Raw genomic sequence first — 23,611 nt, forward strand, 5'->3', positions numbered from 1 at the left:
GTGACCATGAGCCACACCGTTGACAGTGCCGTCAGCGCGGTCCGCACGTACATCGAGCAGCACCGCGCAGCCTTCCTCGACGATCTCACCGAGTGGCTGCGCATCCCGTCCGTGTCGGCGCAGCCCGACCACGCGCCCGACGTCCGGCGCAGCGCGGACTGGCTCGCCGCCACACTTCGGAAGACCGGCTTCCCGACCGTCGAGGTCTGGCCCACGCCGGGCGCCCCCGCCGTCTTCGCCGAGTGGCCCTCCGACGACCCCGAGGCACCCACCGTCCTCGTCTACGGCCATCACGACGTCCAGCCCGCCGCCCGCGAGGACGGCTGGGACAGCGACCCCTTCGAGCCCGTCGTCCGCGAGAACCGCCTCTACGCGCGCGGTGCGGCCGACGACAAGGGCCAGGTGTTCTTCCACACACTCGGCGTCCGCGCCCATCTCGCCGCCACCGGCCGCACCGCCCCCGCCGTGCACCTGAAGCTGCTCGTCGAGGGCGAGGAGGAGTCCGGCTCCCCGCACTTCCGGGCGCTCGTCGAGGAGCACGCCGACCGGCTCGCCGCCGACGCCGTGATCGTCTCCGACACCGGCATGTGGTCCGAGGACACCCCCACGGTGTGCACCGGCATGCGTGGCCTCGCCGAATGCGAGATCCGGCTGCACGGCCCCGACCAGGACATCCACTCCGGCTCCTTCGGCGGCGCCGTGCCCAACCCGGCGACCGCCGCCGCCCGCCTGGTGGCCGCCCTGCACGACGAGCACGCACGCGTGGCCGTCCCCGGCTTCTACGACGGCATCGTCGAACTCACCGACCAGGAGCGCGGACTCCTCGCCGAACTGCCCTTCGACGAGAAGGAGTGGCTGCGCACCGCCAAGTCGCACGCCACCCACGGAGAGGCCGGACACACCACCCTGGAGCGCATCTGGGCCCGCCCCACCGCCGAGGTCAACGGCATCGGCGGTGGCTACCAAGGCCCCGGCAGCAAGACGATCATCCCGTCCTCGGCCATGGTGAAGCTCTCCTTCCGGCTGGTCGCGGGACAGGACCCCGACCACATCGAGCAGGTCGTCCGGGCCTGGGCCGCCCAGCAGGTGCCCGACGGGATCCGCCAGGAGATCACCTTCAGCGCGGCCACGCGTCCGTGCCTGACACCCCTGGACCACCCGGCCCTGCGGTCCGTCGTCCGCGCCATGGGCCGCGCCTTCGACACACCGGTCCTCTTCACCAGAGAGGGCGGCTCCGGACCGGCCGCCGACCTCCAGGAAGTCCTCGGAGCACCCGTCCTCTTCCTGGGCATCTCCGTCCCCTCCGACGGCTGGCACGCCCCGAACGAGAAGGTCGAACTCGACCTCCTCCTGAAAGGCGTCGAAACCACCGCCCACCTGTGGGGAGACCTCGCCGACACCTGGCGCCACGCGCCCTGACGACCCACGCGATCCGAAACGGCCACGCGCGCGGGGCACACTGGAAGCACCGCCCCGCGCACCCCGTCCCCGCCGGACCCGGTCGCCTCCTGCCGTACGTCCCGCTGAACCGCCCGCCGAAACAATCCGCATTGCCGGGGGAGTTGGAAGCACCCGTGACCACCTGGACCGACCACACAGCCGATCGACCCATCTCGCTCACCGCCCCGAGCGGCATCGACCGAGCCGCCCACCACCGGCTCGACGAGGCCTGGCTCGCCGCGGCGTGGAGCCACCCCACCACCCGCTGCTTCGTGGTCTCCGGCGGCCAGGCCCTCATCGACGAGGCGCCCGACGGCAGCACCGAACTCGTCATGACCCCGTCGTTCGAGGCCCCCCTCACGGAGGCGCACCGCTACTTCCTGGGCACCGACGACGACGGCGTCAGCTACTTCGCCCTGCAGAAGGACTCCCTGCCCGGTCGTATCGACCAGTCGGCGCGGCCCGCGGGCCTGCGCGAGGCCGGCCTGCTGCTGTCGCCCCGGGACGCCGGCCTGATGGTGCACGCGGTCGCCCTGGAGAACTGGCAGCGTCTGCACCGCTTCTGCTCCCGCTGCGGCGAGCGCACGGTGATCGCCGCGGCCGGCCACATCCGCCGCTGCCCCGCGTGCGGCGCCGAGCACTACCCGCGCACCGACCCCGCCGTGATCATGGCCGTCACCGACGAGGAGGACCGCATCCTGCTCGGCCGCCAGGTCCACTGGCCCGAGGGCCGCTTCTCGACGCTCGCCGGCTTCGTGGAGCCCGGTGAGTCCATCGAGCACTCGGTGCGCCGCGAGGTCTTCGAGGAGGCCGGTATCACCGTCGGCCACGTCGAGTACGTCGCCAGCCAGCCCTGGCCCTTCCCGTCCAGCCTGATGCTCGGCTTCATGGCCCGCGCCACCTCGACCGACATCAACGTCGACGGCGACGAGATCCACGAGGCCCGCTGGTTCTCCCGGGAGGAACTCCGCGCCGCCTTCGAGGCCGAAGAGGTGCTCCCGCCGTACGGCATCTCGATCGCGGCCCGCCTGATCGAGCTCTGGTACGGCAAGCCGCTGCCGACGCGGACCTTCGTCTGAGCCGACCGGGGCGCCGATGACCGACCCCTACTGGAACCACAACGTCCACTACCACCCCGTGGTGGTGGACGCCGTGCCGGAGGGCTGCCGCACCGCCCTGGACGTCGGCTGCGGCGACGGCCTGCTCGCCCGCAAGCTGGCGGGCAGGGCCGGGTCCGTGACGGGCGTGGACCGTTCGCCCGAGATGATCCGGCTCGCTCGCGCGGACGTTCCGGAGAACGTCACCTTCGTAGAGGCCGACTACCTCGACGGAACCTCGCTCGTCGACGGCACGTACGACCCCGACGGCACGTACGACTTCGTCAGCGCGGTCGCCGTCGTCCACCACACGGAGTTCGCGAACGCCGTGACCCGCCTGGTGAGCCTGCTGGCGCCCGGCGGCCGACTGGTGATCGTCGGCCTGGCGTACAACAAGACGTTCCTGGACCGGATGATCAGCGGCTGCGGACTGCCCGTGAGCCGGTTCCTGGCGCGACGGCACGGCGGGAAACTGGGGCCTGTCGGCATGCCCGTCGAGGACACGTCCACGTCCTGGGGAGAGGCCCGCCGGAACGTCCGGCGGCTGCTGCCCGGGGCGCGGTACCGGCGACGGCTCCTGTGGCGTTACATCGTCGTGTGGGACAAGCCGGTCGCGTCGCGAGAACGCCGAGAGGGCGGCCCCTGATCACGGGGCCGCCCTCTTCGGAGTCGCGCGCGGTGCGTCGTTCAGGCGCCGATCTTCTGCTTGACCTGGGCCAGCGAAGGGTTCGTCAGCGTCGAACCGTCCTCGAAAAGCACGGTCGGGACCGTCTGGTTCCCGCCGTTCGCCTTCTCGACGAACGCCGCCGACGCCGGGTCCTGCTCGATGTTGATCTCGGTGTACGCGATTCCCTCGCGGTCCATCTGGCCCTTCAGCCGACGGCAGTAACCGCACCACGTGGTGCTGTACATCGTCACAGTGCCCGACATTCTCTCGCGCTCCTCAACAGCTCGGGGATGGGTCCTCGCAGTGGGGAGAACGTACGCGACACGGCCGCCATTCCCGCCGGGGGTATCCCGCGGCACGTGACGCCTGCCGCATTAGTACGACTGCGGGGGCCTCCCTGTGGACAACCGACTCACCTGTCTCCGGCGACCTGGCAGCATGGCGGTGTGACAGCAGCAACGCACTCCTCCCTCTTCCCGCAGGTACCGGACTCGGCCGACGCGGTGCTCGAAGGGCTCGACCCCGAGCAGCGCGAAGTGGCCACCGCCCTGCGCGGTCCGGTGTGCGTGCTGGCGGGAGCCGGCACGGGCAAGACCCGGGCGATCACCCACCGCATCGCCTACGGAGTGCGCGCCGGGGTCCTGCAGTCCTCCAGCGTGCTGGCCGTCACCTTCACCAACCGCGCCGCCGGCGAGATGCGCGGCCGGCTGCGCCAGCTCGGCGCCACCGGAGTCCAGGCGCGCACGTTCCACTCGGCGGCGCTGCGCCAGCTCCAGTACTTCTGGCCGAAGGCGATCGGCGGCAGCATGCCCCGACTCGTCGACCGCAAGATCCAGCTCGTCGCCGACGCGGCCGCCGCCTGTCGCATCCGCCTCGACCGCGGCGAACTGCGGGACGTCACAGCGGAGATCGAGTGGTCCAAGGTCACCCAGACCGTGCCCTCGGACTACGCGGCGGCGGCGGCCAAGGCGGGCCGCGACGTCCCCCGCGCCCCCGCCGAGATCGCCCAGCTCTACGCCACCTACGAGGACGTCAAGCGCGACCGCGCGGTCATCGACTTCGAGGACGTCCTGCTGCTCACCGTCGCCGTCCTCCAGGACCGGCACGACATCGCCGAACAGGTCCGCTCGCAGTACCAGCACTTCGTCGTCGACGAGTACCAGGACGTCAGCCCCCTCCAGCAACGTCTCCTGGAGCTGTGGCTCGGCGAGCGCGACAGCCTGTGCGTCGTCGGCGACGCCAGCCAGACGATCTACTCCTTCACCGGAGCGACCCCGGACCACCTCCTCGACTTCCGCACCCGCCACCCCGGCGCCACCGTCGTCAAGCTGGTCCGCGACTACCGCTCCACACCCCAGGTCGTCCACCTCGCCAACGGCCTGCTCTCCCAGGCCCGCGGCCGTGCCGCCGACCACCGCCTGGAGCTGATCTCCCAGCGCGCAGCCGGACCCGAGCCCGTCTACGCCGAGTACACCGACGAGCCCGCCGAGGCCGAGGGCGCCGCCCGCCGCATCCGCGAACTCATGGACGCGGGCGTCCCGGCCAGCGAGATCGCGATCCTCGTCCGGACGAACTCCCAGTCCGAGACCTACGAACAGGCACTCGCCGACGCCGGGGTCCCCTACCAACTGCGCGGCGCGGAGCGGTTCTTCGACCGCCCCGAGGTGCGCAAGGCCGGCATCGCCCTGCGCGGCGCGGCCCGCTTCGGGGGCAACGACTCCCTCCTGGACGACGTCATCGACCTGCCCTCCCAGGTCCGTGCCGTCCTCTCGGGCGAGGGCTGGACCACCGAGCCCCCGGCCGGCTCCGGCGCCGTCAGAGAGCGCTGGGAGTCGCTGGCCGCCTTGGTCAACCTCGCCCAGGACTTCGCCGCCGCCAGACCCGGAGCCACCCTCGCCGACCTCGTGGCCGAACTCGACGAGCGGGCCAACGCCCAGCACGCCCCGACCGTCCAGGGCGTCACCCTCGCCTCCCTGCACTCCGCCAAGGGCCTGGAGTGGGACGTCGTCTTCCTGGTCGGCGTCGCCGAGGGCATGATGCCGATCACCTACGCGAAGACCGACGAGCAGATCGAGGAGGAGCGCCGTCTCCTCTACGTCGGCGTCACCCGCGCCAGAGAGCGTCTGCACGTCTCCTGGGCCCTGTCCCGCTCACCCGGCGGCCGCCCCAGCCGCCGCCCCAGCCGTTTCCTCAACGGCCTGCGCCCCGGCTCCACCGGCGGTGCGGCCAGACCCGGCGCGGTCGCCCCCGGCGGTATCGAGCGCGGCTTCACCAGCAGCGGCCCCAAGGCCGTCCCGCGGCGGACCCAGCGCACCGTGGCCCGCTGCCGGGTCTGCGGCCGCACGCTCACCGAGGCTGGTGAGATGAAGCTGATGCGCTGCGAGGACTGCCCCTCCGACATGGACGAGGGCATCTACGAGCGGTTGCGCGAGTGGCGGGAGGTCCAGGCGCAGCGCAGCGGCCAGCCGGCGTTCTGCGTCTTCACCGACAAGACGCTGATGGCGATCGCCGAGACGGTCCCCGACGACGACGGCGAACTCGCGAGGATCCCCGGCGTCGGCGTACGCAAGCTCAACCGTTACGGGGCCGATGTCCTGGCCATCTGCGGCGGTCAGGAGCCTGCGGAGGGTGCCGCGGAGGACTGATTCAAACTCGTCGAAAAAATAGTTTGCGCATGCCCCAGCAATCCCCATAGGTTCTTAGACACGGGAACAGGGGGCCTTCTCGAAGGCCTGGATCCCGTGTTGTACTTGCATATCCGAAGGGCCGGGTTCACCCCCGGTCCCCCGAGACGCCGAGAGGAGGCGATTCCAGTGATCAGCATCAACACCAGCTCCAGCAGCACCGTGAAAATGACCGATCCCTCGGTCGTCTCCCTGTGCATGCTCGGCGTTTCGAACCTGGGCACCGGTCTGTCCGGCATTTCCGCCGTCCGTCCGGCGTCCGCACTGTCTCTCGCGGTCCTTCCCGTCCGTGAGCGCAATGAGCGACCGACCAAGGCACTGGAAGCAGTAGCGGCACAGGCGCAGGCCTATGCCTTTGCGGCCGGTGCCGGAGGCCGGAAGCAGACGACGACGCAGCACCACCAGATGTGGGCCTTCCGTGGGCCAGAACCCTGGAGTGATCCAGCCTGATCGATCAGGCCGGCGCCTTCAGGGCCGCGGAACCCCATCCGGGATCCGCGGCCCTTCTGTTTTCCCCGAACGGGGACGACGGAGCGAAGGGGCCTCGGGACAAGAAAAGAACCCGGTACCAAGCCGACACCCCGCCCAACAGGGCCGGACCGACCAGACGAGGAAGAACAACCGTGCAACTCGAAGCGCACGCCCCGTCCGTACCGCCTTCCGAAACGATCACCCCGCCCGGCCTCACGGAGGACTCCACCTTGACTCCGCTCACTGCGCTCACCGCGCTCGACGACGCCATCGAGAACCTCGGCGTGCCCGTCCCCTGCCGTTCCTACGACCCGGAGGTCTTCTTCGCCGAGTCGCCGGCCGATGTCGAGTACGCCAAGTCCCTCTGCCGCACCTGCCCGCTGATCGAGGCCTGCCTCGCCGGGGCCAAGGAGCGGCGCGAGCCCTGGGGCGTCTGGGGTGGCGAGCTGTTCGTCCAGGGTGTCGTCGTGGCCCGCAAGCGGCCCCGTGGCCGTCCGCGCAAGAACCCGGTCACGGCATGAACATCTTCGGAACGATCGACCGCCCCCTCACGCACGACCCCAAGAAGCAGGCCCCGATGAAGCCGTCCACTCCCAGCGAGCCCGCGGGCTCCGCGATCCCAGACTTCACCACCCCGGGTGCGACCGAGTCGCGCCAGAACAGGACCCGAGAGATGCAACTCATCCCAGAAGCCCTGGCTCGTGCGCATATGCACGAGCGCATGCAGGACGCCGAGCGGGAACGCCGGGCCGTGCGCCTGGCGACCGCTCGCCGGATGCAGCGCAGGGCCGAGCGTGCCTCGATGCGCGCCCGCCGTGCGCTCGCCATGGCCGTCATGCAGTAATCGCTCACACCTGAAGCGGTGGCCTCCCGACCCGGGAGGCGAAAGCTCCCCGCGGGGCCGGTCCGTCCGAACGGACCGGCCCCGCGGTGCGTTCAGGCCGCGGATCCCCGGGTACGGCGTATCGTCGCCCGGGTGACGAGTCGTCCCGGAGACAGTGACGCCAGCGCCTCCACCGCGGAGCCCCAGCCTCTGGTGTGCGCCCGCTGCGGCGTCCGGTCCGAGGACCCGCAGCCCACCTGGACCTGTTCCATGGAGCACGGAACCCGGCACTACCTCTGCGACACCTGCGCGAGGGAGAACCTCAGGGCGATCGAAGGACGGCTCGACCCGGCCTGGTGGTAGCCCCGCACGACGCCAGGCCGCAGGCAACCCGGCCGGGCGTCACAGGGCCGCGCGCCGCCCGGCGGCCCACCGGCCCCCGGCACCCCCGGCCCATCACCGACCTCCGGCTCACGCCTCCGCCGCGGGGTCCTCGTCGTCCAGGAACTCCTCGTACTCGTCCTCCGGTACGAACCCCGGCAGCCACTCCTCCAACTCCTCGCGCAGCCGCACCGTCGCACCCAGCTGGCACAGCACGCCGATTGTGCTCAATGTCACCCGGTGTATCAGGAGGTACGCCGGCGGCAGGTTCAACTGCTTGCCCAACTGATGGGCGGGGGAGCGGGGATCGGCGATGCGGGCGGCCTGGCTGCGCATCCAGCCGCGGGTGAAGGTGAACTCGTCGACCTGGGCCGGTTCGATGATCGGCACGAGGTAGTCGAGGACGGCGTCGGGGTCCAGCTCTATCGACTCCTTGACGAAGCCCTCCGTGCGCAGCAGTTCGTAGACCGCGTCGGCGTCGCCGTCGAGCGTCATGCGCAGGGAGTCGCCGATGGGCGTCGGCAGGCCGCCGGGGAGGCGGTCGACCGTGCCGAAGTCCAGGACACCCAGCCGCCAGTCGTCGCCCTTGCCGTCGGGGTCGGCGGGCAGCAGCCGGAAGTTGCCCGGGTGCGGGTCCGCGTGGAGGAGGCCGGTGCGGGCCGGGCCGGAGAAGAGGAAGCGGGCCAGGAGCTGGCCCGCCCGGTCGCGCTGCTCCTGGGTGCCGTCGGCGATCACCTCCGAGAGCGGGATCCCCTCCATCCACTCCGTGACCAGGACCTGGTCGCACTGGTGGACCACGGCGGGCACCACGACATCCGGGTCGCCCTCGAACTCCTCCGCGTGCACCTGCTGAGCCTGTGCCTCCAGGGCGTAGTCCAGCTCCTCGGAGACCCGGTCGCGCAGCTCGGCGATGAGCGGCTTGATGTCCATCCCGGGGATGAGCGGGCCCAACAGGCGGGCGAAACGGCTCAGTTGGGTCAGGTCGGACAGGAGGGCCTCGCCGGCGCCCGGGTACTGCACCTTGACCGCGACCTCGCGGCCGTCGTGCCACACCGCCCGGTGCACCTGGCCGATCGACGCGGCGGCCGAGGGTTTCTCCTCGAACTCCTGGAACAGCTCGCGCCAGTCCGCGCCGAGCCGCTCCTCCAGCACACCGTGCACGGTGCGTGTCGGCATCGGTGGCGCGGCCTCCTGGAGCTTGGTCAGTGCGGCGCGGTAGGGGCCCGCGACCTCCTCGGGCAGCGCCGACTCGAAGACGGACAGTGCCTGCCCGAACTTCATCGCACCGCCCTTGAGCTCGCCGAGCACCTTGAACAGCTGCTCGGCCGTGCGCTGCTGCAGCTCGCGGCCGACGATGTCCGCGGATTCGCCCACGATCCGTTTGCCGAGCCCCCACGTCGCTCTCCCGGCGAAGCCGAGCGGGAGCGCGGCGAGCTTGGCGGTACGGGTGACCGCCTTGCGGGGAAGATCAGACATGCGCCCTCCAAGTCCCGGCCGGCCGGCCCGAGTCCGCCTTACGGCGCACATCCCTCGAAGGCCGGTCCTCTGCCATTGTCGCGTGTCGATCCTCGTCCGTAGAGGTGTGTCCCTCCTTACCTTTCTCCGGGCCCTTCTCCGAGGCTCCGCAGGGGCAGCCGGAATGCGCCCAGACCGGTCGCGCGTGCCAGTGCAGAGCGGGTAGTGAGACCTCCCAGCGCGCGCCCGTGCTCGACGGCGACTGCCCGTCGAGGAAGGCGAGCGCGTGCGCGGCCGCCAGCCCGGCGACGGTCGTGGCCAGCGTCAGATCGCAGGGCCGCACCTGGGGCTGCCTGCCGGAGCGCCACTGGGCGACCAGCCGGGGCCAGGTCGGATCGCGGTCGGTGCGCGCGTGGTGCAGGCAGCCCGCGCAGGACGTCTCGCCGGGCAGGACCAGCGGGCCCACGACCCCGGTGCCCTCCACGACACCCGCGTACAGATGAGGGGTCCCCGAGGCGATCAGGTCGGTGGCGGCGGCCGGGTCCGGCGCGTACACGGCGACATCGTCACGCGGGGCGAGGACCACCAGGGAGAATCCGGGGCCGCCGTCCTCCGACGCGGCCCGCGAGGTCCGGCGCGGCGGGCGGCCCGGTGCCGCCCTGCGCACCGCGCGGCGCGCCGCCTCGTCCCTGCGCTCGCCGACCGCCTCGGCGGGCAGCCCGCCCGGAGCGACGTCCCAGGGTTCGGTGACACCACCGTCACGTACAGCGATCTCGCCGACTCCCGCGCCCGACAGCAGCGCGGCGACCACCGCGCCCACCCGGCCCGCGCCCCGCACCTGCACCCGCAGCGCGCGACGCGCCGCCAGACGGCCCAGCGCCGCGCCCGGCTCGGCGGTGGTCAGGGAGAGCGACGCGAGGTCCGGGCGCAGCCGGTCGAGGACGTCCTTCCTCGCGCGGAGGGCGTCGGCCGCGGGGCCGCCGCCGGTCGCGTCGTCCAGCAGACCGGCCCGCGTCAGCCCCTCCACCAGCCGGTCGACATGCCCCTCGGGCAGATCCATCCGGTGACCCTCCTCGCGCAGGAGAGGCAGTCCGCGGGTGCCGTTGAGGAGGTCCAGGAAACTGCCCGTCGCCGTGTCCATGGGGCCCAGCGTCAGCGCGTGCGCCGGTGTCATCCCGAACTGCACGGTGTTGAGATCGCGCCAGCCGCGCCGCAGCGCGGGCTTCACCATCGGATGCATGACAGGCCCCCGTAGCCCTCGGAAGTACGTCCTGTGAGCCGGTGGAACGGGTCGGTGCTCCGCCGGTCATGCCAGCGTGCACGGTCCTGCCCGCGGGTGCCGAAAGTTGTCCACAGGCTGTGGGGATTCGTCGTACGAATCAAACGCTTGGTGGGCGATCGACACCGAACCGTCCCGGGGGCGGGACTTCCCGCGTGTGCAGAGGGTAACGTCGAGCCGTGCCCGCCGACCCACTGCACAGCGCCGGAAAACCACAGCGCAGTACGACGAGCCTGCCGCCAGGCGGCCCGGGGGCGAGCGCGATCGAGGTCCGCAGGAGCGCGCGCAGGCGCCGAACCGTCTCTGCGTACCGCGAGGGCGATCGCACCGTCGTGCTCATCCCCGCCCGCATGTCCGAGGCGGAGGAGAAGCGCTGGGTCACCGTCATGCTCGACAAGCTGGCCGCCCAGGAGAGCAAACGCGTGCTCGGCGACGCTGAGCTGGCCGAGCGCGCCGAGCGGCTGTCGGCCCAGTACTTCGACGGCCGCGCCCGGCCCACCTCGGTGCGCTGGGTCACCAACCAGAACACGCGCTGGGGTTCCTGCACGCCCTCCGAGGGCAGCATCCGCCTCTCGCACCGGCTCCAGGGCATGCCCGAGTACGTCGTCGACTACGTGCTGCTGCACGAGCTGGCGCATCTCCTGGTGCCCGGACACGGGCCGCGGTTCTGGCGGCTCCTGGAGGCGTATCCGCGCACCGAGCGGGCCAAGGGCTACCTCGAGGGCGTGGTCGCGGCCGAGCGGCTGCCCCACCCGCCGGGCGCCCGCGACGAATGACATCCCCTTGTGGGGGATTGTGTACCGGGTCTGTACCGACATCCTCAGGTGTCCGGGATTGCCGTTAGCCTGACGCGACGCACTCGCATTCGGGATGGGGGACGGTCGTTACGCATGGCCAGGGAATTCCAACGCGGCCACAAGGCCAAGATCAGTGACCTCACCGCGGGCACCGATCTGTACGTAGGCGTGCAGATCACCGGCCCCGGACTGACGTTCGACATCAGCTGCTTCGGCCTCGACGCCGGGGAACGGCTCTCGGACGACCGGTACTTCGTGTTCTTCAACCAGCCGAAGTCCCCCGAGGAGTCCATCCAGCTCCTGGGTGCCCAGGCGGGCGACTCGGAGTCGTTCCGCGTCACGCTCGACAGGATCCCGCCGCAGATCCACAAGCTGGCCTTCACGGCGACGATCGACGGCGCCGGGCAGATGTCGCAGATCGCCCCCGGGTACGTCCGGATCGTCGCGGGCGGCGAAGAGGTGGCCCGCTACTCGTTCAACGGCTCGGAGTTCACCACCGAGCGTGCCGTGATGCTGGGCGACTTCTACCTGAAGGACGTCTGGCGGTTCGCGGCCGTCGGACAGGGCTTCGACGGCGGCCTCGAAGCGCTGCTGAAGAACTTCGGCGGCGAGGTCCTGGAGGAGGAGGCGCCCGCCGCGCCGCAGCCGCAGTCCGGCGCCGCCCCGGGATTCGCCCCGCCGCCGCAGGGCGCCGCGCCGCCCGCGTTCGGCGCCCCGTCCGCCCCGGCGCCCGCGCCTGCCCCGCAGGGCTTCACGCCCCCGCCGGCCCCGGCGCCCGCACCCTCCGTGCACGGCGCACCGACGATCATCGCGCCGATGACCCCGCCCGGCGGCGCCCCCGTGCCGCCCCCGGCGCCCGCTCCCGCGCCCTACGGCCAGCAGGCCCCGGGCCAGAGCGCGCCCCTGCCTCCCGGCTACGGTCAGCCGCCCGCGCCTCCCGGCTACGGACAGACACCGCCGCCCCCGCCCGGCTACGGACAGCCTCCCGCGCCTCCCGGCTACGGGCAGCAGCCGTCCTTCGGGCAGGTCCCCGGCCAGGCCGCCGGCTACGGAGTGCCCCAGGGCACTCCCCAGGGCGCCGGTGTGTCGGCCGCGCTGGAGAAGTTCAAGGAGACGCCCACCGGGCAGCGCTGGACGCAGCAGAACAAGAAGCTGATCCGCGTCGACCTCGGCATCGGCGGCCAGCCCGTCCTGGCCCGCCAGGGCAGCATGGTGCTCTACCAGGGCAAGGTCGACTTCGCCTACAAGGGCGCCGGGTTCGCCGGACGGCTCGTGGGCAACGCGACCGGCCAGGAGATGCAGCTGATGCGCTGCACCGGCCACGGCCAGGTCTTCCTCGCAGAGAACTCCACCTATCTGCACCCCGTCGAGCTCCAGGGGGACGCGATCTGCGTCTCCGCGGAGAACGTCCTCGCCTTTGACGAGAGCCTCCAGTACGAGGTGAGACGCATCGAGGGACACGGCATCCCCGGGGGCGCGCTGTTCACGATGCAGTTCCAGGGGACCGGCACCATCGTCGTCAAGACGCACGGCTCGCCCGTGGTGCTGCCCGTCACGCCGACCACGTTCGCCGACTGCAACGCGGTCGTCGCCTGGTCCGCGGCCGCCCAGGTGATCGTCTCCAGCCAGGTCCGGATGCGCCGCAACGCCTATCCGGGCGACACCGGGGAGAGCGTCAACCTGCAGTTCCGGGCAGCCCCCGGCAACTTCATCGTCGTCCAGCCGTACGAGGTCTGAGGGAGCCCGTCATGAACCAGCCGCTCGCGGGCTACGCCCCCGCGCCCGTCTCCGCCCGCATGGAGAACCACGGCAACAACATGCTGAAGGTCGCCATGCAGACCGGAAGCGACCTCTTCGCGCGCGTGGGCTCGATGATCGCCTACGAGGGCTTCATCCAGTACGAGCCCAACCCGCCGGCCGTGCGCCAGATCGCGCGCGACTGGATGACCGGGGAGGGCGCGCCCCTGATGAAGTGCTCCGGCGACGGACTGCTCTACCTCGCCGACTACGGCGCGGACGTCGTCGTGATCAACCTCAACGGCGACGGGATCTCCGTCAACGCCACCAACCTGCTCGCCTTCGACTCCCACCTCACGTGGGGCGTGGAGCGGGTCAAGGGGCTCGCGAAGTTCGCCGGCCAGGGCCTGTGGAACACGAAGATCAGCGGCCAGGGGTGGGTCGCGCTGACCTCCCGGGGCAAGCCGATCGTCGTCGACTGCGGCGGTGGAGAGGACGAGACGTACGTCGACCCGGACGCGCTCGTCGCCTGGTCCCCGAACCTCAAGGTGAAGGGCAAGCGCAGCTTCAAGGCGCAGTCGCTGATCGGCCGCGGCAGCGGCGAGGCCTACCAGATGGCCTTCTCCGGGACGGGCATCGTCGTCGTCCAGCCCAGCGAGGACAGCACCGACCGTCTCCGGTTCCGGGGCTGAGGGGGAGCACGACACCATGCAGAGCCCGCTTTTCGCGTTCAACGACTCGCAGTCCCAGGACCGCTACAGCCTCCAGAACCAGCAGATGCTGCGCATCGTCCTGGAGGGCCACGACGACATCCTCGCCCGCAAGGGCACGATGGTCGCCTACCAGGGGCTCGTCGAGTTCGACGCCGAGTACCAGAGCACCCAGCAGGCCTACGCCCGCGCGGTCACCGGCGAGGGCCTCAGCCTCATGCGCTGCCACGGGCAGGGCACGCTCTTCCTCGCCAACCTCGCCCAGCACATCCACGTGGTGGACGTGGAACAGGACGGCCTGACCGTCGACAGCAGCTACGTCCTCGCCATGGACTCCTCGCTGCACCACGAGATCATCGCCGTGGACAGCCAGTACGGCATCTCCGGCTCCGGGAAGTACCAGCTCAACATCAGCGGCCACGGCAAGGTCGCCCTGATGACCTCGGGCGCGCCCCTGATGATGCAGGTCACGCCCGACAAGTACGTCAACTGCGACGCCGACGCGATCGTCGCCTGGTCCACCGGTCTGCGCGTCCAGATGCAGGCCCAGACGCACTCCTCCGGGGTGTGGCGGCGCCGGGGCAACACCGGTGAGGGCTGGGAGCTCAGCTTCATGGGCAGCGGTTACGCGCTCGTCCAGCCCAGCGAACTGCTGCCGCCGCAGAACGCCGCGATCGGCCAGGGCGTCGCCGCGCAGTTCGGCATGGGCCAGCACGGCGCACACGGGCAGAACCAGGGCAACGCCTGGAGCTGAGGGTCCGGAAAACAGACGTAAGGGGCGCCCGTCATCGCGGGCGCCCCTTACACGTTCGGCGCGTGCCCCACCTCGCTCAGAGCCGGGCGCGCGTCGCCTCCAGCAGCCGTACGACCGACTCGTCCGCCACGGACGCCACCTCGGCGTAGGGGAACCAGCGCAGGTCGAGGGACTCGTCGCTGATCTCCTGGACGGCACCCGGGGGCGCCAGCACCGCGTACTGGACGTCGTAGTGGACGTGGCACGGCGCGGGGATCGCGTGGCGGTCCAGGCGGACCGGGCCGCCCGGCAGCAGGGTCAGGCCCGGGATGCCGGACTCCTCGGCGGCCTCGCGCAGCGCCGCCGATGTCATGGAGGTGTCCTCCGGCTCGCAGTGACCCCCCATCTGGAGCCACATCCGCAGCTTCCTGTGCAGGGTCAGCAGGACCCTGCCGTGCTCCGGGTCGATCACCAGGGCGCTCGCCGTGACATGCCCGGAGTGGCAGGACTTCCACATGCCGTCCGGGTGGGCGGACAGGTGGTCCAGGTAGGCCTGGCGCAGCTCTTCCTGGCCCTCGAAGCTCTTGAGCACGAGGACCGCGTCGTCGTACAGGCTCACTCGGTGCCGTCGTCCTCGGAGTCCTCGTCCTTCTTCAGGTCCGGCTTCTCCGCGGTGCCGCTCGCCGCCTCGCCGAGCATCTTGTCCAGCTCGGAGAAGTCCATCTGCTCGCGGTGCACGAAGCCGTCCGGGTCGTCCAGGTCGGAGGCCGTCGGCAGCATGTCCGGGTGGGCCCACAGGCCGTCTCGGCCGTCGACACCGCGCGCGTCCGTGAGCGAGGCCCACAGACGCGAGGCGTCGCGCAGCCGGCGCGGACGCAGTTCCAGGCCGATCAGCGTGGCGAACGTCTGCTCGGCGGGACCGCCCGTCGCGCGACGGCGCCGCAGGGTCTCGCGGAGCGCGTCCGCGGACGTCAGACGCGGCTTCGCGGCCGCGTGGACCACCGCGTCGACCCAGCCCTCGACGAGCGCCAGAGCCGTCTCCAGACGGGCCAGGGCGGCCTTCTGCTCCGGGGTGTCCTCCGGCTGGAACATGCCCTGCTGGAGGGCGTCCTGCAGCTGCTCCGGATTCGCCGGGTCGAACTGGCCGACCACGTCCTCCAGCTTCGCGGTGTCGACCTTGATCCCGCGCGCGTACCCGTCGACCGCGCCGTACAGGTGCGAGCGCAGCCACGGGACGTGCGCGAACAGGCGCTGGTGGGCCGCCTCGCGCAGGGCGAGGTAGAGCCGCACCTCCTCCTGGGGGACGCCCAGGTCCTTGCCGAACGCCTTGATGTTCAGCGGCAGCAGCGCGGCCTTGCCGACCGGGCCGAGCGGCAGGCCGATGTCGGTCGAACCGACGACCTCGCCCGCGAGCACGCCCACGGCCTGCCCGATCTGCGTGCCGAACATGGCGCCGCCCATCGAGCGCATCATGCCGATCAGCGGGCCCGCCATGGCCTGCATCTCCTCGGGCAGGACGTCACCCATGGCCGCGCCGACACGCTCGGCGACTGGATCCACGAGTTCCTTCCAGGCGGGCAGGGTCGCCTCGACCCACTCCGCGCGGGACCACGCCACGGCGCTCCCGGCGCCGGACGGCAGCGAGGTCGCGTCGTCCAGCCACAGGTCGGCCAGACGCACCGCCTCCTCGACGGCACTGCGGTCGGCGGGGCCGATGCTCGCGTCCTTGACGCCGTCCTGCGTGCCCTGGGAGACCGTCTGGCGGGCGATCTGCTTGGCCATGTCCCAGTTCACCGGGCCGCCCTCGTACGAGAGCATCTGGCCCAGCTGCTGGAACGCGGCGCCCAGGTCATTGGGGTTCAGCGAGCCGAACATGGCTGCGAGCGGATTGTCCGCGCCGGGGCCGCCCAGGCCACCGGCACCCGGCAGGCCGCCGAAACCGAACGGGTTGGCCGGTCCCTGACCACCACCGCTCTGCTGGTCCTTCTTCTTGCCCTCGTCGCCGTCGTCCGGCTCCTCCGGCGGAAGGCCGAATCCGAATGGGGTGTCACTCACGGGATTCCTCGGCTGTTAAGGCCGCCGGTTCTCTCCGACGGCGCGACTGCCCTTCAACACCACCCAGCGTAGACACCGCGGGCCGATCAGGCCTCGGTGCTTCGCCGAGACCCGGCCTGCGGCAGGATGGATGCCACCTGGTCCGGACGCGTCACGCGCATCCGTACTGAAGACAACCGCTGGAGACGCCCGGTGAGTTCCCCAGATCCGCAGGTTCGCGCAGCGCGAAACCACTCAACCAGTCCCGCCGTGCGCGGGCCCGTCGTCGCGGTCACCGGCGCCGCGTCCGGGATCGGGGCGCTGCTGACCGAGCGGCTCGCCGCCTCCGAGGAGATCAAGCAGGTCATCGCCATCGACGAGCGGCGCGGCGAGTGCGCCGCGGCGCAGTGGCACATCCTCGACGTACGGGATCCGGCCATCGCGGAGAAGCTGCGCGGCGCGGACGTCGTCGTCCATCTGGCGCTGGACCTCGATCTGGAGACCGACCCGGCCGCCCGTTCGGCGTACAACGTCCGGGGGACGCAGACCGTGCTCACCGCCGCCGCGGCGGCCGGGGTCCACCGGGTCGTGCTGTGCACCTCGGCCATGGTCTACGGCGCGCTGCCCGACAACGAACTGCCGCTCTCGGAGGACGCCGAACTGCGCGCCACCGCGGAGGCCACCGGTGTCGGCGACCTCCTGGAGGTGGAGCGCCTCGCGCGCCGCGCGCCCCGGGCGCACCCCGGGCTCAACGTCACCGTCGTCCGCCCCGGAGTGCTCGTCGGCGGCACCGACACCGCGCTGACCAGGTACTTCGAGTCGCCCCGGCTGCTGGTGGTGGCCGGGTCGCGGCCCGCCTGGCAGTTCTGCCACGTCGAGGACCTGTGCAGTGCCCTGGAGTACGCGGTCCTGGAGAAGGTCGAAGGGGAGCTGGCCGTCGGCTGCGACGGATGGCTGGAGCAGGAGGAGGTCGAGGAGCTCAGCGGGATCCGCCGCATGGAGCTGCCGTCCGCGGTCGCCCTCGGCGCGGCGGCCCGGCTGCACCGCATCGGGCTCACCCCGTCCCCGGCCGGCGACCTCGCCTACACGATGTACCCGTGGGTGGTCAGCGGGAGCCGGCTGCACGACGCGGGCTGGCGGCCCCGGTGGACCAACGAGGAAGTGCTCGCGGAGCTGCTGGAGGAGGTCTCCGGCCGGCACACGGTCGCCGGGCGCCGCCTCGGCCGCAAGGACGCGACGGCGGCGGGCGCCGCGGGCGCGACGGTCGCCCTGCTGGGCGCGGCGGCGGTCGTACGCCGGGCCCGGAAGGCCCGTCGGCGGATCTGACGGGCGGGACGCCCGGTGCCCGCTCCCTCCGAGCGCACCCGGGACGTCAGGAACACGCCGACCCCGTCGAGCCCACCCCTGTAGGACACTCCAAACCCGCACACGCGCGTGCCTGGTGAAAGTGGTATTCCTCGCTGTCCGCGAGGTGCGGCACGATGGAGGCATGGCACCCACGATCGACCACCCCGGTGAGCTGGCCGCGCAGGATCCCATCAAGTTGATCGGGATCCGGGAGACGCCCCTCTCCGTGGACGAGGTCTTCCGGGCCGTGGGGGACGACGCGGCAGGCGGGATGGCCCTCTTCGTGGGGACCGTGCGCAACCACGACGGCGGGGCGGACGTCGACGAGCTGGGGTACTCGGCCCATCCCAGTGCCGAGGACGAGATGCGGCGCGTCGCCGAGAAGGTCGTCGCGGAGTACCCGGTACGGGCGCTCGCCGCCGTCCACCGTGTGGGGGATCTCGGCATCGGGGACCTGGCGGTCGTCGTCGGCGTGTCGTGTCCGCACCGGGGCGAGGCCTTCGAGGCGTGCAGGAAGCTGATCGACGACCTCAAGCACGAGGTGCCGATCTGGAAGCACCAGAAGTTCTCGGACGGCACCGAGGAGTGGGTCGGCGCCTGTTGACGCACGATCACACCCGCCCCGTCCGCCCTGCCGTCCGCCCTCTTCCGGTTGCGTAACCGCCCCCCGGGCATGAGCGTTGTCAGTGGGGCTGGCTAATCTGCTGATCAGTCAGTTGAGTTCACTCATCCGGGGTTGGGAGGTCGGCATGGCGGCACTCGCCTGGTTGTTGATTCCGCTGGCGGCTGCGATAGGTGCCGGCGTGTGGGGAAGCTGGGCCAATCGGACCCGCAAGGCGCGCAGCGACGGTCCGGAACTGGACGGCTATACGCGCTTCCGCGAGGCGATGGAGAAGTCCCATTCCGGTACCTGATCGGAAGACGGCCCTGACGGTGCGCTGACAGAAGCGTCCCGTACTGTCGTGCCATGCCACGCCGCACCGCGACGATGCTCGCCTCCACCCTGATGCTGATCGCGCTCCTGTGCGCGGGAGTCCTCATCAACGTCCCGTATTCGGAGATGTCGCCGGGCCCGACGGTGAACACGCTCGGGGACCACGACGGCGAGCCGGTACTGCAGATCAACGGGCGCAAGACCTACCCGACGACCGGTCACCTGAACATGACGACGGTCCGCGTCACCAGCGCCGACTACAACATGAACCTCATGGAGGCCGTGTACGGCTGGCTCGCGCACGACGACAAGATCGTCCCGCACGACACGCTGTACCCGGACGGCAAGACCGAGCAGCAGTCGACCCAGGAGAACGCCGAGGAGTTCAGCCAGTCCCAGGAGAGCGCCAAGGTCGCCGCCCTGGACCAGCTGGGCATCCCGGTGAAGTCCTGGGTGATCGTCTCCACGGTCGTCAAGGGCACCCCGGCCGAGGGCAAGCTGCACGCCGGTGACGTGATCAAGGCGGTCGACGGTACGGCGGTGAAGCAGCCCGACGACGTCGCGAAGCTGGTCACCAAGCACAAGCCCGGCGAGAACGTCGTGTTCACCATCGTGCCCGCCAAGGACCAGGCCGCCGCGGTGAAGGCGAACAAGACGGCGACGGCGACGAAGGACGTCACGATCACCACCGCGACCTCCGACGACACCGGCGCCAAGCGCGCCATCGTGGGCATCTCCGCGGGGACCGATCACACGTTCCCGTTCACGATCGACATCAAGCTGGCGGACGTCGGCGGTCCGAGCGCCGGCCTGATGTTCGCGCTCGGCATCTACGACAAGCTCACCCCGGGCGACCTCACCGGCGGCAAGTTCGTCGCGGGCACCGGCACGATCGACGACGAGGGCAAGGTCGGTCCGATCGGCGGCATCTCGATGAAGACGGTCGGCGCGCGCAGCAAGGGCGCCCAGTACTTCCTGACCCCCGCCGACAACTGCGCGGAGGCGGCCAAGGACACCCCGGGCGGCCTGAAGCTGGTCAAGGTCAACACCATCAAGGACGCGATCAGCTCCCTGAAGCTGATCAGCAGCGGCAAGACCGCCGACCTCCCGAAGTGCAGCACCAAGAGCTGAACAGGCCCTCCTAAGAAGACCTCGCTCTCTTCGGAAGACCTCGCTACGACTCCGGGGGCGCCCTCCAGCAGAAGGGCGCCCCCGGAGTCGTACCCGAAGCACCGGAGCCGTAGCCGAAGCACCGGACCTGTACCCGGAGTACCGGACCCGTGCCGGACGGCGTCAGTCCTCGAAGGTGGCCGACAGGGCCTCCGCCAGGCCGGGGACCAGGGCGCCGCCGGTGAGGACCTCCGTGGGAGAGTCCTTCTCGCGCAGGCGGAGGGCCGAGTCGCGGCTGCCGTCGCGCAGGACCGCGACCGTCATGCGGACCTCCTGGCGGTCGGGGTGCCGGGCGACCCACTGGGTGAGCTTCTGCCCGCTCAGGCCCTCCGGGACCGAGGCCTCGGCGGACGGCGGCAGCATCAGGCGCTCGACCGTGAGCGCGCAGCCGGCCACCGCGTCGGGCCAGGCGATCGTGCCGAGGAACTCGTCCAGCGGCTTTCCGGCCGGGATCTCCTCCTGCTCGATCGGGGTGAGACCGGTGGTCTCGGGCTCGTCCCGCAGGCCGAGTTGGGCCGCGAGGCCGGGTTCCTGGGCCCGCAGCCGCGCGGTGTCTACGAGGGCGAAGAGGCGGGCGGGCTGGTCCCAGCCGAGGCCGGAGGCGTACTCGTCGATCTCGAGCACGGCCCGGGTGAGGGGGTTCGCCGCCATGGGAGTGTTGGACATGGTCACAATCCTGCCTCGTTCATGGCCGGAATCGGGAACCGAGTAAACGGTGAGTAAGTTGCATAGGTGTGGGCCCGCGATCACGCGGGGCTACGGAGGGTCCCCGACACCGGGGACCTGACGCAACGACAGCTACCAACAGCGAACTTCGAGGTGCGCACCTTGGCTTTCCAGATGCCGGACCGCGGCGGAGGCCCGACAGGGCCGCGGATGAGAGTGGGCCGCCCGTCCCGGCGTGTCCGGACTTTGCTCATGACACTGGGCGTCCTTGCCGTCCTCGGCATGGCGTTCACGATGTTCGCGGGCTTCTGGACGGACTGGCTCTGGTACCGGTCGGTGCAGTACTCGTCCGTGTTCACGACCACCCTGACGACGAAGATCGGGCTCTTCTTCGTCTTCGGGCTGCTGATGGCGGCCGCGGTGGGGGTGAACATCTGGCTGGCGCACCGCCTGCGCCCGCCGCTCAGCGCCATGTCGATGGAGCAGCAGAGCCTCGACCGCTACCGCATGGGCATCGCGCCCTACAAGAAGTGGCTGCTGCTGGCCGTCACGGCCCTCGTCGGGCTGATCGCGGGTGCCTCCGCGTCCAGCCAGTGGCGGGTCTGGCTGATGTGGGTCAACGGCGTGCCCTTCCACCAGAAGGACCCGCAGTTCCATCTCGACGTGTCCTTCTACGCCTTCGACCTGCCCTGGTACCGCTTCCTGCTCGGCTTCGGCTTCGCCGCCGCGATCCTCTCGCTGCTCGCCGCCGCGCTGACGCACTACCTGTACGGCGGCCTGCGCATCACCAGCCCGGGCGCGCGTGCCACGGCCGCGGCCACCGGCCATCTGTCGGTGCTGCTCGGCATCTTCGTCGCGCTCAAGGCGGTCGCCTACTGGCTCGACCGGTACGGACTCGCCGTGAAGTCCAGCGACTTCAAGGCGACGGGCGACTGGACGGGCCTGCGGTACGTCGACGCGAACGCGTATCTGCCGGCCAAGACGATCCTGTTCTGCATCGCCGTCATCTGCGCGCTGCTGTTCTTCGCCACCCTGTGGCGGCGCACCTGGCAGCTGCCCGTCATCGGCTTCGGCCTGATGGTGCTCTCCGCGATCCTCATCGGCGGCCTGTACCCGGCGATCGTCCAGAAGTTCACGGTCCAGCCGAACGAACAGGCCAAGGAAGCCCCGTACGTCCAGAAGAACCTCAAGGCGACGCGCGAGGCCTACGGCATCGACGACACCAAGGTCACGGAGTACTCGGGGACGAGCACCACCAAGGACAAGGCCAAGCTGCGCGCCGACGTGGACTCCACGGCGAGCATCCGGATCGTGGACCCGAACGTCGTGTCGCCCACGTTCCAGCAGCTCCAGCAGATCAGGAACTACTACGCGTTCCCGACCAACCTGGACGTCGACCGCTACAGCGAGGACGGCAAGGACCAGGACACGGTCATCGGTCTGCGTGAGCTGAACCTCAACGGCATCCCGAAGAACAACTGGATCAACGACCACTTCCGCTACACGCACGGCTACGGCGTGGTCGCCGCCAAGGGCACCGAGGTCGACTCCGAGGGCCGCCCGGTCTTCACCGAGTCCGATCTGCCGTCCCGGGGTGACCTCGGGAAGTACGAGCAGCAGATCTACTACGGCGAGAAGACCACCACGTACTCGATCGTCGGCGGTCCCCAGAAGGAGATCGACTACTCCGACGACAGCGGCGAGAAGACCACCAGCTACCAGGGCAAGAGCGGGGTCAACCTCTCCAACCCGATCAACCGGGCCGCGTACGCGGTGGCGTTCAACGAACCGCAGATCCTCTACTCCGGTGCGATCGGCGAGGGTTCGCGGATCCTGTACAACCGCACGCCCAAGGAGCGCGTCGAGGCGGTGGCGCCCTGGCTGACCATCGACGGTGACGCCTATCCGGCGGTCGTGGACGGCCGGATCCAGTGGATCGTCGACGCGTACACGACGAGCAACGGCTACCCGTACGCCTCGCGGACGACCCTCGGGGACACCACGGCCGACTCGCTGACGGCGACGAACAACAACCGCGCGGTGGTGGCCCAGCAGAACCAGGTCAACTACATCCGCAACTCGGTGAAGGCGACCGTCGACGCGTACACCGGTCAGGTCAAGCTCTACCAGTGGGACACCAAGGACCCGGTCCTGAAGACGTGGATGAAGGCCTTCCCGGGCACGGTCAAGCCCAAGGCCGACATCTCGTCCGCGCTGATGGCCCATCTCCGGTACCCGCAGGACCTGTTCAAGGTGCAGCGCGAGCTGCTCACCCGCTACCACGTGACGGACGCGCAGACGTTCCTCAGCGGCAGCGAGGTGTGGCAGGTGCCGGACGACCCGACCAACAAGTCGGGGAGCGCGGTGCCGCCGTACTACCTGAGCATGAAGATGCCGGACCAGTCCGCGCAGGCCTTCTCGCTGACGACGACGTTCACACCGAACGGCAGGGACAACCTCAGCGCCTTCATGGCCGTCGACTCCGAGGCCGGCACGCCGGACTACGGCAAGATCAGAATCCTGAAGCTGCCGACCAGTACGACCGTCGGCGGACCCAAACAGGTGCAGAGCGCCTTCAACTCCCAGCAGGACATCGCCGAATCCATCAAGCTGCTCAAGGGCGGCGACTCCGACATCGAGTACGGCAACCTGCTGACGGTGCCGCTCGACGGGGGACTGCTCTACGTGGAGCCTGTCTACGTACGCGGTGGTGGACTCAAGTACCCGCTCCTGCGCAAGGTGTTGGTGGCCTACGGGAACAAGACCGCGTTCGAGGACACCCTCGACGAGGGACTGAACAAGGTCTTCGGGGCGGAGACGAGTACGACCCCGCCACCGGACGAGAGCACCAGTCCACCGACCTCCAGCGACCCCACGGTCCAGGCGGCGCTGAGCGACGCCCAGAAGGCCTTCGACGCCGGGCAACAGGCGTTGAAGAAGGGCGACTGGGAGGCGTACGGCCAGGCGCAGAAGGATCTCCAGTCCGCGCTGAAACGGGCCGAGGACGCGCAGGCGGCGGCGGACAAGAGCAAGACCGGAAGCGGTGGCAAGAACAGTGACAAGAGCAGTCCGAGTGCCACCCCCAGTCCCAGTGGAAGTCCCAGCAGCGCGAGCGGTTAGCGCAGCTCGGACGGCAGTTGATCACTAGGTCAGAGGTCCACTCCGCGCCGTGGTACGGTTGCAGCA

The 23,611-nt window shown here is 70.6% G+C and carries 23 protein-coding genes; 17 read left to right on the forward strand and 6 right to left on the reverse strand.

The features are described 5' to 3' along the window. The first annotated feature begins 6 nt into the window (after positions 1–6). The 3 genes from ACIPTO_RS10730 to ACIPTO_RS10740 all read left to right on the forward strand — a co-directional run bounded on the left by ACIPTO_RS10730 (position 7) and on the right by ACIPTO_RS10740 (position 3,183). Positions 7–1,419, forward strand: a complete 1,413-nt coding sequence (locus tag ACIPTO_RS10730; RefSeq protein WP_401190748.1) for a dipeptidase — start codon at positions 7–9, stop codon at positions 1,417–1,419. 155 nt (positions 1,420–1,574) lie between these two features. Next, positions 1,575–2,519 carry an NAD(+) diphosphatase gene (nudC, locus tag ACIPTO_RS10735; protein WP_401190750.1) on the forward strand — a complete coding sequence of 315 codons (945 nt, stop codon included), beginning with the start codon at positions 1,575–1,577 and terminating at the stop codon, positions 2,517–2,519. Between the two features lie 16 nt (positions 2,520–2,535). Next, positions 2,536–3,183 carry a methyltransferase domain-containing protein gene (locus ACIPTO_RS10740; protein WP_401190752.1) on the forward strand — a complete coding sequence of 216 codons (648 nt, stop codon included), beginning with the start codon at positions 2,536–2,538 and terminating at the stop codon, positions 3,181–3,183. A 41-nt stretch (positions 3,184–3,224) separates the two neighbouring features. Here the strand turns inward: ACIPTO_RS10740 and ACIPTO_RS10745 are convergent, their stop codons facing one another. Continuing rightward, entirely contained in the window at positions 3,225–3,467 is a 243-nt protein-coding gene (locus ACIPTO_RS10745) for a mycoredoxin (protein ID WP_328829229.1), read from the reverse strand. A 183-nt stretch (positions 3,468–3,650) separates the two neighbouring features. Between ACIPTO_RS10745 and ACIPTO_RS10750 the strand changes: the two genes are divergently transcribed. From ACIPTO_RS10750 to ACIPTO_RS10770, 5 genes are all read left to right on the forward strand, one after another. Next, positions 3,651–5,849, forward strand: coding sequence for an ATP-dependent DNA helicase UvrD2 (locus ACIPTO_RS10750; RefSeq protein WP_366323504.1), 2,199 nt, complete (start codon positions 3,651–3,653; stop codon positions 5,847–5,849). A 168-nt stretch (positions 5,850–6,017) separates the two neighbouring features. Then, on the forward strand, positions 6,018–6,338 hold the full coding sequence (locus ACIPTO_RS10755; protein WP_366323502.1) for a hypothetical protein: 321 nt from the start codon (positions 6,018–6,020) through the stop codon (positions 6,336–6,338). 173 nt (positions 6,339–6,511) lie between these two features. After that, positions 6,512–6,880 carry a WhiB family transcriptional regulator gene (locus ACIPTO_RS10760; protein ID WP_266772327.1) on the forward strand — a complete coding sequence of 123 codons (369 nt, stop codon included), beginning with the start codon at positions 6,512–6,514 and terminating at the stop codon, positions 6,878–6,880. Next, positions 6,877–7,203, forward strand: a complete 327-nt coding sequence (locus ACIPTO_RS10765; RefSeq protein ID WP_366323500.1) for a hypothetical protein — start codon at positions 6,877–6,879, stop codon at positions 7,201–7,203. Before ACIPTO_RS10760 ends, ACIPTO_RS10765 begins: the two co-directional genes overlap by 4 nt. Before the next feature lie 132 nt (positions 7,204–7,335). Then, positions 7,336–7,545, forward strand: coding sequence for a hypothetical protein (locus ACIPTO_RS10770; protein ID WP_366323498.1), 210 nt, complete (start codon positions 7,336–7,338; stop codon positions 7,543–7,545). A 108-nt stretch (positions 7,546–7,653) separates the two neighbouring features. On the opposite strand, the gene ACIPTO_RS10775 is transcribed toward ACIPTO_RS10770, so the two are convergent. After that, positions 7,654–9,039 carry an ABC1 kinase family protein gene (locus ACIPTO_RS10775; RefSeq protein ID WP_401190756.1) on the reverse strand — a complete coding sequence of 462 codons (1,386 nt, stop codon included), beginning with the start codon at positions 9,037–9,039 and terminating at the stop codon, positions 7,654–7,656. Continuing rightward, entirely contained in the window at positions 9,032–10,258 is a 1,227-nt protein-coding gene (locus tag ACIPTO_RS10780; RefSeq protein ID WP_401190758.1) for a TOMM precursor leader peptide-binding protein, read from the reverse strand. Before ACIPTO_RS10780 ends, ACIPTO_RS10775 begins: the two co-directional genes overlap by 8 nt. A 218-nt stretch (positions 10,259–10,476) precedes the next feature. Between ACIPTO_RS10780 and ACIPTO_RS10785 the strand changes: the two genes are divergently transcribed. The 4 genes from ACIPTO_RS10785 to ACIPTO_RS10800 all read left to right on the forward strand — a co-directional run bounded on the left by ACIPTO_RS10785 (position 10,477) and on the right by ACIPTO_RS10800 (position 14,295). After that, positions 10,477–11,073: a M48 family metallopeptidase gene (locus ACIPTO_RS10785; protein ID WP_266772337.1), complete on the forward strand. Its 597-nt coding sequence runs from the start codon at positions 10,477–10,479 to the stop codon at positions 11,071–11,073. Between the two features lie 114 nt (positions 11,074–11,187). Next, positions 11,188–12,831 (forward strand): TerD family protein, encoded by a 1,644-nt coding sequence (locus ACIPTO_RS10790; protein WP_401190761.1) that lies wholly within the window; start codon positions 11,188–11,190, stop codon positions 12,829–12,831. An 11-nt stretch (positions 12,832–12,842) separates the two neighbouring features. Next, on the forward strand, positions 12,843–13,523 hold the full coding sequence (locus ACIPTO_RS10795) for an AIM24 family protein (RefSeq protein WP_366323490.1): 681 nt from the start codon (positions 12,843–12,845) through the stop codon (positions 13,521–13,523). Between the two features lie 16 nt (positions 13,524–13,539). Then, positions 13,540–14,295 carry an AIM24 family protein gene (locus ACIPTO_RS10800; protein ID WP_366323488.1) on the forward strand — a complete coding sequence of 252 codons (756 nt, stop codon included), beginning with the start codon at positions 13,540–13,542 and terminating at the stop codon, positions 14,293–14,295. A 76-nt stretch (positions 14,296–14,371) separates the two neighbouring features. Here ACIPTO_RS10800 and ACIPTO_RS10805 read toward each other — a convergent pair whose 3' ends face one another. After that, positions 14,372–14,893 carry an NUDIX hydrolase gene (locus ACIPTO_RS10805; RefSeq protein ID WP_401190763.1) on the reverse strand — a complete coding sequence of 174 codons (522 nt, stop codon included), beginning with the start codon at positions 14,891–14,893 and terminating at the stop codon, positions 14,372–14,374. Then, a complete protein-coding gene (locus tag ACIPTO_RS10810; RefSeq protein ID WP_401190765.1) occupies positions 14,890–16,329 on the reverse strand; it encodes a zinc-dependent metalloprotease in 1,440 nt (479 codons plus the stop codon). Before ACIPTO_RS10810 ends, ACIPTO_RS10805 begins: the two co-directional genes overlap by 4 nt. A gap of 192 nt (positions 16,330–16,521) precedes the next feature. Here ACIPTO_RS10810 and ACIPTO_RS10815 point away from each other — a divergent pair, with 192 nt between their 5' ends. The 4 genes from ACIPTO_RS10815 to ACIPTO_RS10830 all read left to right on the forward strand — a co-directional run bounded on the left by ACIPTO_RS10815 (position 16,522) and on the right by ACIPTO_RS10830 (position 19,720). Beyond that, the gene (locus ACIPTO_RS10815) at positions 16,522–17,634 is read left to right on the forward strand and encodes an SDR family oxidoreductase (RefSeq protein WP_366323482.1); all 1,113 of its coding nucleotides are present in this window, start codon (positions 16,522–16,524) and stop codon (positions 17,632–17,634) included. Positions 17,635–17,797: 163 nt separating this feature from the next. Beyond that, complete coding sequence (locus ACIPTO_RS10820) at positions 17,798–18,259, forward strand: molybdenum cofactor biosynthesis protein MoaE (protein WP_366323480.1); 462 nt, start codon at positions 17,798–17,800, stop codon at positions 18,257–18,259. Positions 18,260–18,404: 145 nt separating this feature from the next. Further along, entirely contained in the window at positions 18,405–18,569 is a 165-nt protein-coding gene (locus ACIPTO_RS10825; protein WP_266772351.1) for a hypothetical protein, read from the forward strand. 53 nt (positions 18,570–18,622) lie between these two features. Continuing rightward, on the forward strand, positions 18,623–19,720 hold the full coding sequence (locus ACIPTO_RS10830; protein ID WP_366323477.1) for a PDZ domain-containing protein: 1,098 nt from the start codon (positions 18,623–18,625) through the stop codon (positions 19,718–19,720). 162 nt (positions 19,721–19,882) lie between these two features. Here the strand turns inward: ACIPTO_RS10830 and ACIPTO_RS10835 are convergent, their stop codons facing one another. After that, entirely contained in the window at positions 19,883–20,425 is a 543-nt protein-coding gene (locus tag ACIPTO_RS10835) for a PPA1309 family protein (protein WP_366323475.1), read from the reverse strand. A gap of 174 nt (positions 20,426–20,599) precedes the next feature. Between ACIPTO_RS10835 and ACIPTO_RS10840 the strand changes: the two genes are divergently transcribed. Further along, positions 20,600–23,545 (forward strand): UPF0182 family protein, encoded by a 2,946-nt coding sequence (locus ACIPTO_RS10840; RefSeq protein WP_401190875.1) that lies wholly within the window; start codon positions 20,600–20,602, stop codon positions 23,543–23,545. Positions 23,546–23,611: the final 66 nt, after the last annotated feature.

Source organism: Streptomyces sp. NPDC090083 (genome assembly GCF_044747445.1).
In the GTDB taxonomy this organism is placed as follows: domain Bacteria; phylum Actinomycetota; class Actinomycetes; order Streptomycetales; family Streptomycetaceae; genus Streptomyces.

Excerpts from the sequence above, each read along its gene's own strand:
- ACIPTO_RS10730 (WP_401190748.1), top strand. The coding sequence starts at position 7 with ATGAGCCACACCGTTGACAGTGCCGTCAGCGCGGTCCGCACGTACATC.
- ACIPTO_RS10740 (WP_401190752.1), top strand. The coding sequence starts at position 2,536 with ATGACCGACCCCTACTGGAACCACAACGTCCACTACCACCCCGTGGTG.
- ACIPTO_RS10745 (WP_328829229.1), bottom strand. The coding sequence starts at position 3,467 with ATGTCGGGCACTGTGACGATGTACAGCACCACGTGGTGCGGTTACTGC.
- ACIPTO_RS10765 (WP_366323500.1), top strand. The coding sequence starts at position 6,877 with ATGAACATCTTCGGAACGATCGACCGCCCCCTCACGCACGACCCCAAG.
- ACIPTO_RS10775 (WP_401190756.1), bottom strand. The coding sequence starts at position 9,039 with ATGTCTGATCTTCCCCGCAAGGCGGTCACCCGTACCGCCAAGCTCGCC.
- ACIPTO_RS10780 (WP_401190758.1), bottom strand. The coding sequence starts at position 10,258 with ATGCATCCGATGGTGAAGCCCGCGCTGCGGCGCGGCTGGCGCGATCTC.
- ACIPTO_RS10790 (WP_401190761.1), top strand. The coding sequence starts at position 11,188 with ATGGCCAGGGAATTCCAACGCGGCCACAAGGCCAAGATCAGTGACCTC.
- ACIPTO_RS10795 (WP_366323490.1), top strand. The coding sequence starts at position 12,843 with ATGAACCAGCCGCTCGCGGGCTACGCCCCCGCGCCCGTCTCCGCCCGC.
- ACIPTO_RS10800 (WP_366323488.1), top strand. The coding sequence starts at position 13,540 with ATGCAGAGCCCGCTTTTCGCGTTCAACGACTCGCAGTCCCAGGACCGC.
- ACIPTO_RS10820 (WP_366323480.1), top strand. The coding sequence starts at position 17,798 with ATGGCACCCACGATCGACCACCCCGGTGAGCTGGCCGCGCAGGATCCC.
- ACIPTO_RS10825 (WP_266772351.1), top strand. The coding sequence starts at position 18,405 with ATGGCGGCACTCGCCTGGTTGTTGATTCCGCTGGCGGCTGCGATAGGT.
- ACIPTO_RS10830 (WP_366323477.1), top strand. The coding sequence starts at position 18,623 with ATGCCACGCCGCACCGCGACGATGCTCGCCTCCACCCTGATGCTGATC.
- ACIPTO_RS10835 (WP_366323475.1), bottom strand. The coding sequence starts at position 20,425 with ATGTCCAACACTCCCATGGCGGCGAACCCCCTCACCCGGGCCGTGCTC.
- ACIPTO_RS10840 (WP_401190875.1), top strand. The coding sequence starts at position 20,600 with ATGCCGGACCGCGGCGGAGGCCCGACAGGGCCGCGGATGAGAGTGGGC.